A 17646-nucleotide genomic window follows, 5' to 3' on the forward strand; every position below is an offset into this window, starting at 1 on the left:
TTACAGAACCTTCCGGGCATTCCTCTCGCACCGGAAACGGTTTAGCATATCTACAATCTGCCCTCTCGTATACGGCTTAATGATAAAACCGAACGCACGAATCTTCCACGCCTCCAGAGAGAACCCCGGTATCCCGGATAAAAGCACTACCTCCGGCGGATCCGGAAGCTGATATATCTTGGATGCCAGCGTGATCCCGCTGATATCCGGCATAACCACGTCGGAAAATACGATATCCACCGGATTCTCCTTTACATATTGAATCGCCGCAATCGCTTCGCCGAAGCTGCCGCATAGCTCGACGTCCTCCATCTCCCTTAAAATTCTGGAAATCTTCTCCAGAAGCTCCTCTGAATTGTCCACTACAATCGCCCTGATACTCATAACCCCTCCTGATTTTCATCTAAAAAGAAGCCCCGGAATATCGCTATTCCAACAGCCTCCGGTAATCAAAATTATTTCCTTTGTTAAGAAATACGATACCATAAAAATGGGAAGAAGTCTATCTTTATGATAAATTAGGTTGCAATTCGCGGCCCCACCGCAGGCCTTCGCCGTCTGGCTCTGCCGGTGGGGCCGCGAATTGTAATAAATTATCTATCCAGTACCAATAATAAGAGGAAATTAGGTTTTATAAATGGTAAAATAGAAAAACAACCAGGAAGGCGGAGATCACTTAAAATGGAATGGAACGAAAAATTACAAAGAATCATCGATTATGTGGAAGACCATCTGCAGCGGCGGGAAGAACCCATTGATGAAAACGTGGTATCGGACATTGCGGGCTGCTCCTTTGGTTTCTTTCAGAAGGTCTTTTCCTATATGAATGGAATCAGTTTTTCCGAGTACATCCGCTCCAGAAAACTGACGCTGGCCGGCTATGACTTAAAAAGCACGGATTTAAAGGTGGTTGATATCAGCTATAAGTACGGCTATGCCTCGCCGACCTCCTTTACGAAAGCCTTCCAGCAGTTTCACGGCATAACGCCCAAAGAAGCAAGGGATGGCCGTTCGGAATTAAAAATAGCGCCGAAGATGCAGATATCAAACAGACAGCAGTATTCGTGGCATATCGACCAGAAAGAGTCTTTCCGGCTTATCGGTATAAGCAAAACATTTTCCTGTAAAAACGGAGAGCACTACCTCCAGATCCCCAAATTCTGGAGCGAATGCCATGTGCGGGGCGATACGGCGAAACTGATTTCGCTGGACCGCGGTAATCCGAAAGGAATCTTCGGTCTGTTTACCGATTTTTGTGAACAGCACAATGAGACGGTCTACTCCATCATGGTAATATCCGATCAGGAAGCGCCTCCGGGATTTGACGAGATCGTCATTCCCCCGGCCGCATGGGCCGTCTTCGACTGCCATGGTAAAATACCGCAGTCCATACACCATGGCTGGAAGTATCTTAACGAGGAGTGGCTTATAAAGTACCCCTTTAAGCATGCGCCCTGTCCCGAGTTGGAATGGTACAGCGACGGGGATCAGACCAGCGATACGTATAAGGCCCAGATATGGATACCCATTATAGAAGAGCGATGAAAATAAAAAAAGGAGCGGTGTTATGAGCGAAAAATATACATTTGATGATTTTTTATCCACTGTCGGTGGAGAAAATCAGGAGTTTGTAAGGGAACTGCATGAGGAGTTAACGAAACTCGGCTGCAAAACAGAGATAAAACAGGCAAAAAGCGGCTATGTCGTTTCCTGCCTTCAGAATAATAAGACGATCCTCAACTACGTATTCCGCAAAAAGGGACTGATGGTCCGCATCTATCCAAACCATCTGGCGGACTACATGGAGGTGTTCGACACCATCTCCGACGAGCTGGCAAATGCCCTCCAGGACGCGCCCGTGTGCAAACGCCTGTTGGACCCATCCGCATGCAACTCCAAATGCGCCATGGGCTACGACTTTATCCTGAGAGGCCAGCGACAGCAAAAATGCCGCAGCAGCGCATTCCTGTTTTTGCTAAAAAACGATAACAGGGCTTTCGTAAAAGCACTGCTGTTAAACGAGGCAAAGACAGCCGTACAAGCTTAAAAATACGTAATTTCTAACCGGAAAGGAATAACAATTATGAGAAACATGGAACCGCCGTTTCGAATCGAGAAAAAAGACAGTTTCCGCGTTGTCGGTCCTGCCATGCGCACAACGAATCAAAAAGGGCAGGGAAGGAAAATGATTCCCGCACACTGGGCGGACTTCAAAGCGAAAGGACTTGAGAAGGACTTATTATCACGGGCGAATCAGGAACCTTACGGCCTGTTCGGCATTAATATCTATAACACCGATGAAGCCGATCCGCGGATATTCGATTATCTTATAGCGGTATCGAGCGATACGGAGGCGGGGGATACATTTTCGTCTTATGAAATACCGGCCAGAACCTGGGCCATCTTCCCCTGTACGCTTGAAACGCTTGGAAAAACGGAAGCGCAGGCCATCACAAAATGGCTGCCGAAGTTTAAATATAGACCGTTAAATAAAGGCTACATAACCGGCCGGATGAAATCAAACGCACCGGATCTCGAGTATTATGGAGAGAATGGCCTTGTGGAGGTCTGGATTGCGGTGGAGAAAAAGTAAAGCAACGGTGAAAAATCCCATGAGAAAAAACGCTTTCAGGTACACAGCCTGGAAGCGTTGGGGCTCCAGGAGATACTCAGCCAGCTTTAACACTTTCTTCATAAAACATCTTCAGATTTTTTTAAGCGGATATATATCTTGTGCCAGGAACAGATAACCGACGTTATCTGGCCAATCAGGTAAGGGGAAAATAGACAATTTTAAGAGATGGTGTTACAATAGAAGGAGAAAAGGGGGATGTTATGAAGAATTTTTTTTCCTTTGAAACAATGTATGTTAGAATAACTTTTATAATAATACTACTAACAACATACTTAGTACCCAGACATGGCGAACTCGATGGATTTGGCTATCCATTTGCATATATAAATTTTCCATCTGGCAGAGTGGGAATAACTATTTTCAGATCAACATATGTGAATATCCTGTATCTGTTTTTAGATTTTATATTAATATACATGGCTGTAAAAATTTTCTGTGAGGCAGCAAAAAAAATATTTAAATAGCACCCTATTTCTGCCGCTCCCGGAAATAGTATTATTCAGTTGGTTCATCCTCATACTTATGAGGATTTTTTTATGCCTCTTCACAGAAAGTTTTACTGCTATATGCCCTATCCTGCTAATTGGAGACGGCACTTTCCCTTTTACAGCTTTTTGTGTCTACATTATCTAAAAAAAGAGGGCTGGAAAAACGGAGTCAGATCAACTCCATTTTTTTCACAGCCCCTTTCATGGTAATGCGGCGTCCACACCCGCAGATTATTTATGCAACTACTTCACCCGCAGTCTTGTCTGTGTCTGCGGTCTCTGTATTTTCTGAAGTCTCATCTTTTCCAATCAGCTTCTTAATCCCTTCAAAGGCTACGATCACGCCCAGAATCAGAAGAAGCACTGCGAATACCAGCTGCAAGGCATTGCCAAAGACAAACTGGCCGGAAAGCGCGGTCACCAGCTCTGTGATCTTTAAAGCCAGAGCCGTAAATGTGACGCCAAGCATGATCACCATCGGCCCCCAGAGCATAGCGCCCTGGCGTTTTGTCTTCTTTAAGAATACGGCGCAGGCGATCAGGGCCAGTGCGGAAAGCAGCTGGTTGGCCGAACCGAACAGCGGCCAGATACTGGCGTAACCGGCACGGGAAAGTGCGTAGCAAAGTACCAGCGTCAGGATAGTGGCAAAATATTTGTTAGTCAGAACCTTGTTGAGCGCAGTCTGATTCTCCGGAGCGACGCTGTCGTCTGTAAAAAATTCCTGGAACGCGATACGTCCCACACGCGCTACGGAATCGAGACTCGTCAGCGCAAACGCCGAAATCGCCAGGGTGATTAACGTATAGCAGACCGACTCCGGAAGCCCGAGGCTTGTCAAAAAGATGGAAATGGCCTGTGCAAACAGCTGCGGCGGCGTTCCTGCCGGAAGTCCTTCCTGTGTGGCGACGAATCCGGCCGCAATCAGCGCCGTAATGGCGAGAAGGCTTTCCAAAAGCATGGCTCCGAAGGATACCGGAAGCATGTTCTTTTCATTTTTAATCTGCTTGGAGGCCGTTCCTGAGGCGACCAGAGAGTGAAAGCCCGATACAGCGCCGCAGGCGATGGTGACGAACAGCGCCGGGAATAAGTAGGAGACGCTTCCGTTAGCCGCGGTCAGCTTAAAGGCTGTAAAGGATGGCAGATTCATAGAGGGATTGTATACACAGATGCCAAGCACCGATCCCACGATCATGGCGATCAGCAGATAGCTGTTTAAGTAGTCACGAGGCTGCAAAAGCGCCCACACCGGCGTCACACAGGCAATGATCACGTAGATAAATACGAAAATCAGCCATGCGCTCTGTGGAATATAGATGGGGAATGCCAGTCCCATACCTACGGCCAGAACGAGAAGTGCAATCGCAAACAGCGTGTTAAGCATCTTAGGAAATCTCGTGTATTTTAAATAGAACCCCAGTCCCACTGCAAATACAATGAACAGTAGCGACGTCGTCGCAACCGCACCGTTGGCAGTCACTGTGGCTCCATTTGTGTCAAAACCGTTGAAGGTTCCCGCCACGATATCAGCAAACGCCGCTACAACCAGTATGGAGAACAGCCAGGTAAACAGCAGAAACAGCCGCTTCCCAAGTTTTCCAATATACAGTTCGATGATATAGCCAATGGAACGGCCCTTATTTTTCACGGATGCATACATGGATGCAAAATCCTGTACCGCGCCGAAGAACACACCGCCCAGCAGAATCCAGAGCATAACAGGAAGCCATCCGAACATCGCCGCCTGAATCGGACCGTTAATCGGCCCCGCGCCGGCAATCGATGCGAACTGGTGGCCAAATACCACGTTGGTATCGGCCGGAACGTAATCCACACCGTCCTCCATCTCATAAGCGGGCGTTTTGGAATCCGGATTGACGCCCCATTTCTTTGCAAGATACCTCCCGTAGATCAGGTACGCGCCGCCCAGCACTGCGACGGCAAGTATCATCATTGTCAAGCCATTCATACTCTGTCTCTCCTTTTTCTTCAACCAGACCAATTCCTCCTGTGTCTGGTCAGAAGTTCTGGAGAAAAAAGAAACGCCCCTTCCGCTGTTCGCTTATTACCGCCTGTCGGGCGGCAGTCATGCGGCGCGGTAAGCCCCGTCTTCATCCGCAGCGCTTCTTCCAGTCGGGAAGGCGCCAGGGACAAATTTTCACTTTTTTCATTCCAAACCTCTGATGAAATGGAGTTTATCACTTTACCATATAGAAATCTATAAAAAGTTTATACTTTTTTTATACTTTATTTACATATCTTTTATAACTCCCGGTTATATAAATTCAGGGAATTGACTGCCGTTACCATACCACGGAGAGATCGCTCCTTGTTTTAATCTGCACAGTCTCATGCTCTCTTAAATACTGAAGGGCCATCTGCGGCACCTCGGAGCCGATCCGTTTCACCACCCGGCATTTGCGGTAGAAGTCATAGCCGCCTGTCCCGCTGGCACGGTAATCGCTCATGCAGAGCGTAAGCTTCCGGCCGTCAATGGGTGCCCCGTCATACAGCAGCTTCGTCACACGGTCTCCCACCGGTCTGCGCAGGTCAAACTCACAGGAAATGCCGGCAAAAAAGTCGTAATTATAATGCTCGACCTTAGGCTTTAAAAATACGTCCGAAATCCGCACTTCTCCGTTTTCCACAGTGAAATATTCCGCACACCGTTCCAGCGCCTTCTTCATCACCGTTTCATCCACTTCCAGGACCACCAGCGTATTGGCAAACGGGTACACAGACACGATATCCCGTGTCGTCACACGTTTCGCCAGTCCCATCGGTGTGTTCCCCAGCCCCACACAGGAGATATCCGCTCCTGAATATTCCAGCTGGAGCTGGTTAAAGAAATCGGCTACCCTGGAGCCCTGAAGCGCCATCGCAAGCTTGGACTGCCGGGGAATATCCTCCTCCAGGCTGCCAGCCTTCTCGTCAAGCCACTGCTGGACCTTCTGCTCCAGCGGAAACAGGGACCGGTACGGTTCCTCATCATGAATCTCTCCCGCCGGATTGATCGAGGCCGAGACGGACACTTCTCCATCCTCACAGGCGATTTCCAGCTTTGCATAGCAGACCGCATTTGCCGGAAGCTGCAACGTTGTAGTCCCATTTATCTTCCTGGCAGGCACCATCATGTGCTGATGAGCGGTCAGCAGCACGTCGAAATCCAGCTCCCGAAGGATCCGGCATCCCACATTTTCCCCGCTCTCACTCAGCAGGTCTCCGGTTTCCAGATCACATTCATAGCCGCCGTGATAGATGCACACCGTCACATCCGAGATCGCCTTTAAGCGCTCCAGTTCCCGTTCTGCCGCCGAAAAGGCGTCGGTCACTTCCAAATCTCTCATATGCTCCGGCTGTTCCCACACATTGACAAAATCGGTTACCACACCGGTTACTCCCAGCCGCAGACCATTTTCCATGGTAAATACCTGGCTGGATATCACTCCCAGGCGGCCTTTCCGGTCTCGGACATTGGCACAGATGCAGCGCGCGTTTAAGGCATTTAAATGATACTTCAGATACTCATATCCGAAGTTAAAATCATGATTCCCAAGAGTCACTGCGTCGTAACCGCCGGCGTTAAAGACGTCCGCAATGGCATGTTCCGCCTCCAGGCCTTCCTTCCTGCCCGCGGACAGGTAAATGGCCATGGGGGACCCCTGAAGCGTGTCGCCCCCGTCCAGGACCAGCGTATTCCCGTCCTTCTGATAATTGGCCATGCAGTTTAGCAGTCCGGCCGGCTTCTCGCTCCGTTCCGTGTATGCAGAAGGGAAAAGATATCCGTGGACATCTGATGTATAATAAATTTTTGCTGTCTTTCTCATGTTTATCCTCTCGTCAGTTTTACCCTGATTCTCGTGGAAATGTATTCCACAATCAGAACCAGCACAATCAGTCCCACCAGAATAGCTCCTGCCTCGTTCCAGCGATAGGAATTCATGGCGAAGATCAGTGGTGCGCCGATACCGCCCGCGCCGACCAGACCCAGCACAGTGGCATCTCTTAAATTAATATCAAAACGGTAAATGACCGTCGATGCAAAATTCGGAATCAGCTGAGGCAGAATTCCATACCTGATCTTCTGCATCGTATTGCAGCCGCAGGCGTCCAGGGACTCCAGAATTCTTATGTCCAGATCCTCGATTGCCTCAATATACATCTTGGACACCATACCGATGGAACACACCGACATGGTCAAAAGTCCCGTAAATGCCCCCGGCCCGCTGACACGGATAAACATCAGTCCATAGACGAAAGCCGGCACGGTACGGATTGCCATGATGGCCATCCGGCTCAGCCAGGCGATGGGCGCCGGCATCAGATTCGATGCGGACAAAAACGAAAACGGGATAGCCAGTACCGCGCCCACCAGTGTGCCCAAAAAAGCGATGCAGACGGTCTCCAGAAGAAGGTAGGGCACGCCCTGCATGGTAAAGTTAAAGAGCAGCTTCGGATCGGGATGGAAGATTCCCTTTAAAATGTTTAAGGCGATCTGTCCGCCGTTTGCTCCGCCTCCCGTGAATTCCACCGCGGAACCGGACCATACGATCAGGGCCACCACGATCACCGATATCACAATCTGGTACACCGTGCTGCGCGGACGATCTTTATATGCTTGTTCAATCTGTTTGTTCATTTTCCGCTCTCCCCTCTATACCAGTTTTTTCCGGCAGTAACGGCTCGCCGATTCGATGATAAATACCGTAAGAAACAACAGGACCAGAATCATGCCGACGCTGGAATACTCTCTCCAGCCCAGCTTTTCGTTCAGGATCAGCCCCAGTCCGCCCGCGCCCACGTAGCCGAGGATCGCGGCGTATCGGACATTTCCCTCGAAACAGAACAGGCCATTGGAAATGTAGGAAGGAAGCACCTGCGGAATAATCGCGCTGACAAATGCGCGGACCCGCGTAGCCCCGATGGCTTCCACTGCCTCGAAGGCGCCCATATCCACCGTCTCGATCTCCTCATACAGGATTTTCCCCATATAGGCGAATGTAAAAATGGCGATCGCCGTGGTTCCTGCCAGAGTGCCCAGTCCGAACACATAAGTGGCGATCAGTGCGGTTACCAGCGTAGGAAGCGTTCTCACAATACTCAGGAACAGCCTCATGACACTGATGACCAGCCTGCTTTTAATCACATTGGTGGAGGCTGCCATGGCAAACGGAATAACCAGCACCGCGCCGACCACCGTACCTAAAAGCGACATTTTGATGGTATCGAAAAGCGGTTTCCAGATCTGAGACATATAGGAGACCCTCGGCGGGATCATCATGCCCAGTATAACAAAAAACTGATTTCCCCTCTCGGCCAAAACCCTTAAGTCAAATCCGGTTATCTTCACGGAAATGGCCGTCATAATCAGCAGGATAACCGCAACGAGAGGCAGACGCGAAGCCGGTTTTTCGATCGTCTTACCATTGGAAATCGTCATTTTCTTCGGCGGAAAGACCTTGTCGTATAAACTCATCCGGCCACCTCCTGCTCCAGCTTCCCTTCGTAGATATTATTCAGGATCTCTTCATTGACATCGGATACGGGGCCGTCATAGACGATCTGGCCCGCACGGATGCCGACCACGCGGCTGGCGTACGTGAGCGCCAGTTCCACGTGGTGAATGTTAAGAAGGATGGTGATGTTCATTTCTTTATTAATCCGCTGAAAATCCTCCATAACCTGTTTGGCCGTTACCGGGTCTAAGGATGCTACCGGCTCATCCGCCAGGATGATCTGCGGATCCTGTGCCAGGGTTCTCGCCAGAGCCACTCTCTGCTGCTGCCCGCCGGAGAGCTGGTCCGCGCGCACAAACGCCTTGTCCAGAATCCCTACCTTATCCAGCGCCTCCAGGGCCGCCAGCTTGTCCTCCTTCGGATAGATCCCGAAAAGGGCCCGGATAAAGGAGAGATCCGGCACCTTTGCCATCAGCACATTATTGATGACCTTTGTCCGGGTCACTAAGTTAAAGGACTGAAAGATCATGCCGATCTTTCTGCGGAAGCGGCGGAGTTCTTTCCCTTTCAGCTGCATCACATCGGTTCCGTCCACAGTAAGCTTCCCCTCGGTGATGTCGTGCATCCGGTTAATGGTCCGCAGAAGCGTGGATTTCCCGGCGCCGGAAAGGCCAATGATCGCCACAAATTCTCCCTGCTCGATCTTTAAATTGACATCCTTCAGTGCGTTAAAACCATTGGGGTACGTCTTTCCTACTTTATCAAATTCAATCATGCTCCTACCTCGACTTTAGTATTTTCTCATGGAAACCCAAAAGGAGACGCCGTAAACCATATTTCTTTACGGTGCCTCCTTAATAATCGTGCTTATCACTTATTTGGCATTTAATTCCTGAATCATCTTCTGTGCTGCGCGCTCATTATCGTAATCGGAAGACTGTGCAGGCTCATATCCCATATGGCTGTAAATGGCGATTACCTTCTTGCCCTCTTCCGTCTTTCCAATGTTGATAAAGGCATTCTGAATGGCTGTCTTAAAGGCGTCATCCATAATCTTGGAAGTCTTGCTTACGCTGACCGTATCGTTATAGATTGGAGGAGTTACACCGATCACATTCGTCTCTTCCCAGATCGATCCGCTTCTTCCATACTCGGAATTCCACTTTTCCTCATAGTCTCTGCGGGCGTCTGCGTATGTACAGAGGACATCCACCTGTCCGGAAGCCAGTCTTGCAAATGCGCTGCCGTAAGAATCGGACTGAACCGCATGGCCAAGATCCAGAATGTTCTTCTCAAAGTTCTCCTGAAGCCATAAAGACGGATAGATATATCCGGCCGGTGATGAGGAAGACATCACGCTCCAGTTGGCACTGCTTAAATCATCAAAGGTCAGAGCCTCTCCGCTGTTAACCTTCTTTGCCAGTTCCTGTCCTTTTTCGGATGGCCCTGCAATCATCAGCGCACGGTAGGAAGTAACCTGCTGGTCTGTCGGCTCTGTCGCCTTGCCGTCATTCCAGTCCTTGGCGCTGTCGGAATTCTTGCTCAGTCCATCACGGGTTGCTGTCAGGATGACATCCGCTCCGTCGTCATAAAGCACATAAGTACCGCCTGGAATCAATCCGATATCCGCCGTTCCCGCGGAAAGTGCCTCGCCTACCGCCTCATAGCTGGTTCCCACTGTGATAACCACATCACCGATATCATATCCTTCCTTGGCGAGTTCTGTCTTTAACATATCCTTTAATGGTTCTGTTGCCGTTACAATCTCTTCCGGTTCTCTGGAAGGAACGAAGTATACGTTCAGTTTGTCAATCTTCTTGTTTTCCGCCGCAGTCGTCTGTTCTTCAGCCGCTTTTTCCGATGCTCCGGAAGCGGTTGTCTCCACTGCAGCCGTCGTATCCGCCGCAGTCTCCTTCTGTCCGCCGGTACCTGAACATCCACTGACCATAGCTGCGCAAAGTGCAATTGCCATCATTACAGAAACTGATTTTTTCATAACGCTCTCCTTTACCTGATCCATCTTCTCTGGGGTTACCGTTATGCGCTGTCGCCAACCTCTAGCTTGGTGGGAAGATAAATTGTCATGTTGTCGCTGCGTCCGCCCTGGATCTGTTCCAGAAGAAGTTTAATGGCTGTCTGCCAGACAATCTCCGGAAACATCCGAACCTTGGTGTACGTCGGCCACTGGGATTCCAGTGTCTCGATGTCCTTGTAGATCACCACGGCCACATCCTTGGGTACCCGGAGCCCCGCATCAAGAAATGCCTCCAGCACCCCCTCGGCCACCTCGTCGCTGCCTAAAAGCACCGCTTCCGGCAAATGCCCCGACGCTGCCGCCTGTCTTGCAAGCTCGTATCCGCCATCCCGGCTGAAGTCTCCGATAAAGAAGTGATTCTCATCGTAACAGCCCCGCTCCCGGAAGGTCTCTCTCAAGCCCTCCAGTCTCCGGTAACCGATGCGCAAGTCTCCCTCTTCATAAAGTCCGCCTATGTACCCGACACTCCGGTACTGCTTTCTGTCCAGAAGATAGTCTAACATCTCCCGGATTCCCTTTGTAAAGTCCATGACGATACAGTCGTACTCGTAGTCCTTTGGATCCGAATTAATGAACACGATGGCAAAGCTCTGCATCCGCAGACTCTCCATCTCCGACTCGGAGAAGACACCAAAGGCGATGATTCCGTCGTAATGTGACGGTGCCGCCTTGTCCATACGTACAAACTTCACGTCGTTCTTTCCCGCCATGGTCTTTGCAATGCAGTCCAGAGAAGAAATCCGGATATTCGGCCTGTCCTTCCTGATGATGTGCCAATCCGCAACTCCTATGACAATTTCCTTTTCTTTCTGCGCATGCCGCATTCTGGGTGGGACATAGTTTAATTCGTGGGCAATTTTAAATATCTTCTTTCTTACTTCAGGACTTACCACAATGGTGTCATCCTGATTCAGCACACGCGATACCGTCGTACTCGAGACGCTCGCCAGCTGAGAAATTTCTTTAATTGTAGCCATGTTTTACATCCTCACCTTTCAATTTTATTATAGTTCCATTATCTTCCAGAGTCAATGAAAATAGTAAATATTTACTGAAATTTTACCTAGAAATAAAGCGTTCTTTACAAATCAAAAAGGGAGACCGTTTACAGGCCTCCCCTCACTGTACGTGGCAGTCTCACAGTTAATCTAAAAACTGATCGCCATATCCATAATGTTCCACCACATAGTCGATATCCTTATCGCCTCTGCCGCTTAAGCACACCAGAATCGATCCCTGTCTCATCTCTTTCGCCCTGCGCATCGCGTATGCCACGGCGTGGGAGCTCTCAATCGCGGGAATGATTCCCTCGTAGCGGGACAGCTTGAAGAAAGCTTCCATGGCCTGCTCGTCGCTGACTGTCTCGTATTTCACACGGCCCAGGTCATGTAAAAATGCGTGCTCCGGTCCTACCGACGGGTAGTCCAGACCGCTGGCAATAGAATATACCGGCGCCGGTTCTCCGTTTTCATCCTTCAGCATGATGCTCTCAAAGCCATGCATGATGCCCTTTTCTCCAAACTTCATGGAAGCCGCGTGGTCGCCTAACTTCTCGCCTCTGCCTAAAGGCTCCACGCCGGTAATGTCCACCGGATCATCCAGGAATGGAATGAACATACCGATGGAGTTGCTTCCGCCGCCGACACAGGCGCACACCTCGTCCGGGAACATCCCTGTCATCTCATAAAACTGGTCTCTCGCCTCGTATCCCACGACCGACTGGAAATCACGCACCATCAGCGGGAATGGGTGCGGGCCCAACGCGGAACCGATACAGTAGATCGAGTCCTTATAATTCTTCGCATATGATTCGAAAGCGGAATCAACCGCTTCCTTTAAGGTCTTGAGACCGTGTGTCACAGGCACCACCTTGGCGCCCAGAATCTTCATTCTCGTCACATTGGGAGCCTGCTTCGCAATGTCAACTTCCCCCATATGGATCTCACACTCCAGGCCAAAGAAAGCCGCAGCCGTGGCCAGAGCCACACCGTGCTGTCCTGCTCCTGTCTCCGCGATCAGGCGCTTCTTTCCCATGAATTTCGCCAGAAGGCCCTCGCCCATGCAGTGGTTTAACTTATGAGCCCCCGTGTGGTTTAAATCCTCTCTCTTTAAATAGATCTGGCAGTTGCCGATGCTTTTGGAGAGACGCTCGCAGTGGTAGACCGGCGTCGGTCTGCCCTGGAACTCCTTCCTGATTCTCCGCAGTTCGTTGATAAACTGGGAGGAGTGGCAGATCGTCTGGTACGCGTCCGCGATCTCCTCAAAAGCGGGGATCAGTTCATCCGTTAAATAAGCGCCTCCATAAGGGCCAAAACGCCCGTCTTTGTCCGGGTAGTTCTTCAAATATGTCCTGTAATCCATATCCTTCTCCTTTATAACTGTTTTTGTTAGCCGCTAAGTGTTTACAGTATAGCATAAATAGGGAGCGCATGAAAGACTTGCGGCGTTACTATTCCATTATTTCTTCTTATCCAAATTTAATTTTGCAAACGCATCCGCAAACGCTGAGTTGATCGGCGCCTCCGCCTCCTTCTTCTGCTGGTTTAAATATTTTGCCACATCCTTTTTCGATACGCCTGCGCCCTCTTTGGCCCGGCGTTCCTTGAAGGACGACAGTTTTTCCTTATAACCACACTTGCATACGAATATCTGGCTGTCTCCTTTTCCACGAAGCTCCATCTTCTTATGGCAGACCGGGCAGCGTGCGTTGCTGGTCCTGGCTACGGTTTCCCTGTGGCCGCATTCCCTGTCCTGACACACCAGCATCTCGCTGTTCTTCCCTTTTACAAGAAGCATCCGCTTGCCGCAGACAGGGCATTTTGTATTCGTCAAATTATCGTGGCGGAACTGGCCCTCTCCGCTTTTAATCTGGGAGATCAATTCATTGGAGTAGGAACGGATATCCTTCATAAAGGCGGCTCGCTTCAGCTTTCCATCCGCAATTTTCGAAAGCCGCATCTCCCAGTCGGCAGTCAGTTCCGGTTTTCTCAAATCCTCCGGAACCAGGGTGAGAAGCTGTTTCGCCTTGGAGGTCAGGCAGATGTCCTTCCCCCGTTTCTCCAGTAAGAAGCTGGAGAACAGTTTCTCAATAATATCTGCTCTGGTGGCGACGGTACCCAGACCGCCGGTCTCTCCCAGCGTCTTCGCCATGGCTTTATCCTTCGATTCCATATAGGCGGTAGGATTTTCCATAGCGGAAAGCAGCGTCGCCTCGTTAAATGGAGCCGGCGGCTTCGTCTTTCCTTCCGTCATTGTGACGGCAAGCTTTGGAATCCTGTCCCCTCTCTTTACATCCGGAAGTTTCTGCGCGCGTATCTCCTGCCGCTCCGACTCCTCTCCGTCATCCTCATCGTCATCCTGCCCCTCATAGATCTCCCGCCATCCGGCGCTCTTTACGATCCTGCCCTTCGCGGCAAAATTTTCACCGGACAGCTCTACCGTAAGCTCCGTCTGCTCGTACTCGAAAGGCGGATAGAGAACGGCGATGAATCTTCGCACCACGAGGTCATAGATTTTGCGTTCCTCCACAGTCATATGGTCCAGCTGTACGAACTGCTCCGTCGGTATGATGGCATGGTGGTCCGATACCTTCTTATCATCCACAAAAGACGGCTTAGCCACAATCTTCTGATTCATCAGGCGCCCGGCCAGTTTCCGGTACGGGCCCACGCCGCAGGCCTCCAGGCGCTCCTTGATTGACGGTACGATATCCGAGCTCAAGTATCTGGAATCCGTTCTGGGATACGTCAGGACCTTGTGATTTTCGTAAAGCCGCTGCATGATATTGAGCGTTTCCTTGGCCGAATAATTGAACTTCCGGTTTGCCTCCCGCTGAAGCTCTGTCAGATCATAGAGCTGCGGTGCATACGTCTTCTTCGGAATACGCTTTACCTCGGTTACAAGCCCCTGGCCGCTGCCTGCCTCGATCTTCTTCATAATTCCTTCCACCCGTTCCTTATCAAAGGCGCGGAAGCTCTTTGACTTTTCGTCGCGCCACGTCAGCGTGAGCGGTGGCGTCTGGCTCTTTGCAGCAATTCCGTAATAGGGCTTCGGCACAAAATTCTTAATCTCCTCCTCCCGGCTGGCGATGATTGCCAGAGTCGGGGTCTGAACACGGCCGCAGGACAGCTGCGCATTGTACTTGCACGTCAGAGCTCTGGTAGCATTGATACCCACCAGCCAGTCTGCTTCCGCCCGGCACATGGCGGCATCGTAGAGATTGTCGTATTCATGGCCGTTTTTCAGCTTCGCAAATCCGTCCTTAATGGCCTTGTCCGTAACAGACGAAATCCAGAGTCGCTTGATCGGCTTCCGGCATCCGGTTTTCTCCAGGATCAGCCTGGCCACCAGTTCCCCCTCCCGGCCTGCATCTGTGGCGATAATGATCTCGCCCACATCCTTCCTCTGAAGCTGCGCCTTGACCGCGCTGAACTGTTTTCCCGTCTGTTTGATCACTTCCAGCTTAAACTGCTCCGGCATCATGGGAAGGTCTTCCATCTTCCACGTCTTATACTTCGGGTCGTAATCTTCCGGGTCCGCCAGCGTCACAAGATGCCCCAGCCCCCAGGTTACAATATATTGATCGCCCTCCAGCGCGCCGTTTTGATTCCTTCCGCAGCGAAGGACCCTGGCAATATCACGCGCCACCGACGGCTTTTCTGCAATTACTAAAGATTTCATTCTTATTTATTCCTCCTGACTGATTCCGGTGAATCTCTGTCCTCCTATTTTGGTGAACCTCTGTCCTCCTATTATAAGGAAATGCGGGGGAAATTGCAACGTGAGGATGGAAAAACAGCTTGTCCCGGGCCGCCTGTCCATGATATACTACTATCAGAAAACCGATGATAGCCTTTATAAGAAGCTATCGCCACAGGAATCCGGTTTCTGTCCGCATTCCTTTCTGCCCAATTCACCAGGCGTTCTACGTCCGTTCGGACTTAAGAATTCCCATATCACCAAAAATCATTGTAAATAATACCAGAAAAATAAGCAGGGCTATTGTCTGTTTTTTAAAAAAATATTATAATGGAGATAGGTTCTTATATAGCTGGAAACGGAGGCTATATGAGCAATACGAATGATGCAGGCGGCTCCAAAGATTTACCGGACAACTTTCCGGCAGAAGATCTTGTCTTAAAGAGCGCCATGCAGTTTTTCGGAGATGAACTGCTGTCATACTTAAAAATCACTGCGGAACCGGTGACAGTCGGCCAAACGGAATTTGTCCATCTGGAAGCGAAGCAGCTATATGAAGACTTTAACTTCATTAAGCCTGACCAGAGCTGGATTCATCTGGAGTTTGAGAGCGACAGTATCAAGGAGGAGGATCTGCGCCGCTTCCGCAGTTATGAAGCAGTCACCGCGTATATCTGTCACGTCGATATCACGACTTATGTGATCTGTTCATCAACCGTAAAGGAAATCTTGTCAGAATTAAAGACCGGATTATTCTGGCAAATCAGCTGATCACTAAATCCGGCGCTCTATCAGAGACAGATTTAAAAAAGATGCAGGCAGTCCTGTATACACTTGCAAACAAGTTTCTGTCAAAAGACGATTTAAACCAGGTAAAGGAGGTGCTATTCATGACACCATTAGGTCAAATGCTGGTGAAAGATGGATTTGAAAAGGGCATAGAAAGAGGCGCCGGCGCTCTGATTTCCATTTGCCGGGAAACAGGATTTTCCTATGATGATACCCGTAAAAAGCTGATTGAAAAGCTGGAACTGGATTCCCCCGCCGCAGTCAGATATATGGAAGAATTCTGGGGCCGGACCTCTGTCTGATTCCTTAAAAGGCCGCCTTGATATCACGACTGCATAAAATAATCTCACCGAAAAAAACAGCGGCAGGAAGAGCCACTAAGGCTCTCTCTGCCGCCAAAAGTCATACGCTTTTGCATAGATCCAGACACTTCTCTGACCTATATCCGATACTTCTCATACTCCAACTCACAGGGATTTCCCTTGCAGAACAGGATCTCGCCCTTTGTCAGATTAATAATCATGGAGAATACGGTTCCCATCCGCAGTCCCTTTTCCAGCTTCTCATCGTCGTGACGACAGATACTGGAAGGATACTCCACGTGGTCCGTTAAAACGGCCTTGATATCTTCCTCCGAAATTTCGCTTCCTTTCTTTCGAAGCAGTTTATCCGCTCTTCCCAGCCGGACAAAGGAATCCGTAAACTTACGTTTCCCCATATCCTTTCTCGGCAGAATTGGGAGCCTGCTGCTGATAAAATGATTGGTGTGGACGATGATTCCATCCTTCGGATAGAGCACGTCAAACTCTTCATTTTCAATCTCAATATCCACACATTCCCCGTTCTTATGGCCGATCATGAAGTTGGCGCAGCAGCCCAGCTGAAATCTGGTAGCTGCCTTGACTGCCTCGGCCAGCGTCTCACAGTCCAGAATCCCTCTCATGGCCATGTGGAGCGGAAGCCCCTTCGGCGCCTGGTCTGTGGACAGCGCATTTAAGTACAGACCTACACCAGCGCTGTTAAATCCCGTCTTTCCGATAATTCCCGCCTCAGTTACCATAAAGATGGTGGGCCTGCCGTTTTTTTGTGTGATCTTCATCATAATCATGGACTCTCTCTGGCTGGTCTTCCAATCCCAGTTGTGAGCCAGGAACGCATCTCCGCCCGCTCCGGCATCGCTGCTGATTCCGATGGAGGTACAGCCGCCGTCGGCCTTGTCGAGTTCATTTCCCACAAATACAAGCTCACTTCTGCAGTTTAAAGCCAGAATATCTTCAAAATCCAGTCCGGACCCTTCTGCAACACCGCGAATCTCCTCCAGATAATCCGGATTGTAGTCCCGGATTACCTCGACAAATCTGGTAGACAGCTTCTTTGCCCTGGACCACTCCAGATTCGAGTAATCCATAAACATTTCCTTATAACACTGGATGCTGTTTAAAATCTTATCCTTAAAAAGCTCTCCGTGCTGAAATCCAATCTCAAACGGTGTACCCTCAATTTCTACATATGGAAAATTCCCCATTCCATTCTTCCTCCTGCTTTCCT

General features: G+C 49.9%; 17 protein-coding genes. 6 read left to right on the forward strand and 11 right to left on the reverse strand.

The genetic code is table 11. The features are described 5' to 3' along the window. Positions 1 to 384, reverse strand: coding sequence for a LytR/AlgR family response regulator transcription factor (locus DFR60_RS12085; protein ID WP_110323123.1), 384 nt, complete (start codon positions 382 to 384; stop codon positions 1 to 3). 297 nt (positions 385 to 681) lie between these two features. Here DFR60_RS12085 and DFR60_RS12090 point away from each other — a divergent pair, with 297 nt between their 5' ends. The 4 genes from DFR60_RS12090 (at position 682) to DFR60_RS12105 (ending at position 3099) form a co-directional block, all read left to right on the forward strand. Then, positions 682 to 1545 carry an AraC family transcriptional regulator gene (locus tag DFR60_RS12090; RefSeq protein ID WP_110323124.1) on the forward strand — a complete coding sequence of 288 codons (864 nt, stop codon included), beginning with the start codon at positions 682 to 684 and terminating at the stop codon, positions 1543 to 1545. Positions 1546 to 1567: 22 nt separating this feature from the next. After that, positions 1568 to 2047, forward strand: a complete 480-nt coding sequence (locus tag DFR60_RS12095; RefSeq protein WP_110323125.1) for a hypothetical protein — start codon at positions 1568 to 1570, stop codon at positions 2045 to 2047. Between the two features lie 36 nt (positions 2048 to 2083). After that, positions 2084 to 2593 carry a GyrI-like domain-containing protein gene (locus DFR60_RS12100; RefSeq protein WP_243005054.1) on the forward strand — a complete coding sequence of 170 codons (510 nt, stop codon included), beginning with the start codon at positions 2084 to 2086 and terminating at the stop codon, positions 2591 to 2593. Positions 2594 to 2835: 242 nt separating this feature from the next. After that, positions 2836 to 3099: a hypothetical protein gene (locus DFR60_RS12105; RefSeq protein ID WP_110323126.1), complete on the forward strand. Its 264-nt coding sequence runs from the start codon at positions 2836 to 2838 to the stop codon at positions 3097 to 3099. A 259-nt stretch (positions 3100 to 3358) separates the two neighbouring features. Here DFR60_RS12105 and DFR60_RS12110 read toward each other — a convergent pair whose 3' ends face one another. The 9 genes from DFR60_RS12110 to DFR60_RS12150 form a co-directional block, all read right to left on the reverse strand. Next, entirely contained in the window at positions 3359 to 5089 is a 1731-nt protein-coding gene (locus tag DFR60_RS12110; RefSeq protein ID WP_110323127.1) for a carbon starvation CstA family protein, read from the reverse strand. Between the two features lie 334 nt (positions 5090 to 5423). Next, complete coding sequence (locus DFR60_RS12115; RefSeq protein WP_110323128.1) at positions 5424 to 6947, reverse strand: bifunctional metallophosphatase/5'-nucleotidase; 1524 nt, start codon at positions 6945 to 6947, stop codon at positions 5424 to 5426. 2 nt (positions 6948 to 6949) lie between these two features. Then, entirely contained in the window at positions 6950 to 7759 is an 810-nt protein-coding gene (gene phnE, locus DFR60_RS12120; RefSeq protein ID WP_110323129.1) for a phosphonate ABC transporter, permease protein PhnE, read from the reverse strand. A gap of 15 nt (positions 7760 to 7774) precedes the next feature. Further along, complete coding sequence (gene phnE, locus DFR60_RS12125) at positions 7775 to 8596, reverse strand: phosphonate ABC transporter, permease protein PhnE (RefSeq protein WP_110323130.1); 822 nt, start codon at positions 8594 to 8596, stop codon at positions 7775 to 7777. Continuing rightward, entirely contained in the window at positions 8593 to 9351 is a 759-nt protein-coding gene (phnC, locus tag DFR60_RS12130) for a phosphonate ABC transporter ATP-binding protein (protein WP_110323131.1), read from the reverse strand. Before phnC ends, phnE (DFR60_RS12125) begins: the two co-directional genes overlap by 4 nt. A gap of 99 nt (positions 9352 to 9450) precedes the next feature. Then, on the reverse strand, positions 9451 to 10572 hold the full coding sequence (locus DFR60_RS12135) for a phosphate/phosphite/phosphonate ABC transporter substrate-binding protein (protein ID WP_110323132.1): 1122 nt from the start codon (positions 10570 to 10572) through the stop codon (positions 9451 to 9453). A 41-nt stretch (positions 10573 to 10613) separates the two neighbouring features. After that, positions 10614 to 11588, reverse strand: coding sequence for a LacI family DNA-binding transcriptional regulator (locus DFR60_RS12140; RefSeq protein ID WP_110323133.1), 975 nt, complete (start codon positions 11586 to 11588; stop codon positions 10614 to 10616). A gap of 166 nt (positions 11589 to 11754) precedes the next feature. Beyond that, positions 11755 to 12972, reverse strand: a complete 1218-nt coding sequence (gene trpB / locus DFR60_RS12145; RefSeq protein ID WP_002602050.1) for a tryptophan synthase subunit beta — start codon at positions 12970 to 12972, stop codon at positions 11755 to 11757. A 96-nt stretch (positions 12973 to 13068) separates the two neighbouring features. Continuing rightward, a complete protein-coding gene (locus DFR60_RS12150) occupies positions 13069 to 15291 on the reverse strand; it encodes a DNA topoisomerase III (RefSeq protein WP_110323134.1) in 2223 nt (740 codons plus the stop codon). 387 nt (positions 15292 to 15678) lie between these two features. On the opposite strand from DFR60_RS12150, the gene DFR60_RS30885 reads away from it, so the two are divergent. Together DFR60_RS30885 and DFR60_RS30890 are read left to right on the forward strand one after the other, a co-directional pair. Further along, the gene (locus tag DFR60_RS30885; RefSeq protein ID WP_243005055.1) at positions 15679 to 16080 is read left to right on the forward strand and encodes a hypothetical protein; all 402 of its coding nucleotides are present in this window, start codon (positions 15679 to 15681) and stop codon (positions 16078 to 16080) included. Between the two features lie 119 nt (positions 16081 to 16199). Next, positions 16200 to 16400, forward strand: a complete 201-nt coding sequence (locus DFR60_RS30890) for a hypothetical protein (protein ID WP_243005056.1) — start codon at positions 16200 to 16202, stop codon at positions 16398 to 16400. Positions 16401 to 16537: 137 nt separating this feature from the next. On the opposite strand, the gene DFR60_RS12160 is transcribed toward DFR60_RS30890, so the two are convergent. Next, a complete protein-coding gene (locus tag DFR60_RS12160; protein ID WP_025531349.1) occupies positions 16538 to 17623 on the reverse strand; it encodes an acyl-CoA--6-aminopenicillanic acid acyl-transferase in 1086 nt (361 codons plus the stop codon). Positions 17624 to 17646 lie beyond the last annotated feature (23 nt).

The organism is Hungatella effluvii (assembly GCF_003201875.1).
GTDB classification, from domain to species: Bacteria; Bacillota; Clostridia; order Lachnospirales; family Lachnospiraceae; genus Hungatella; species Hungatella effluvii.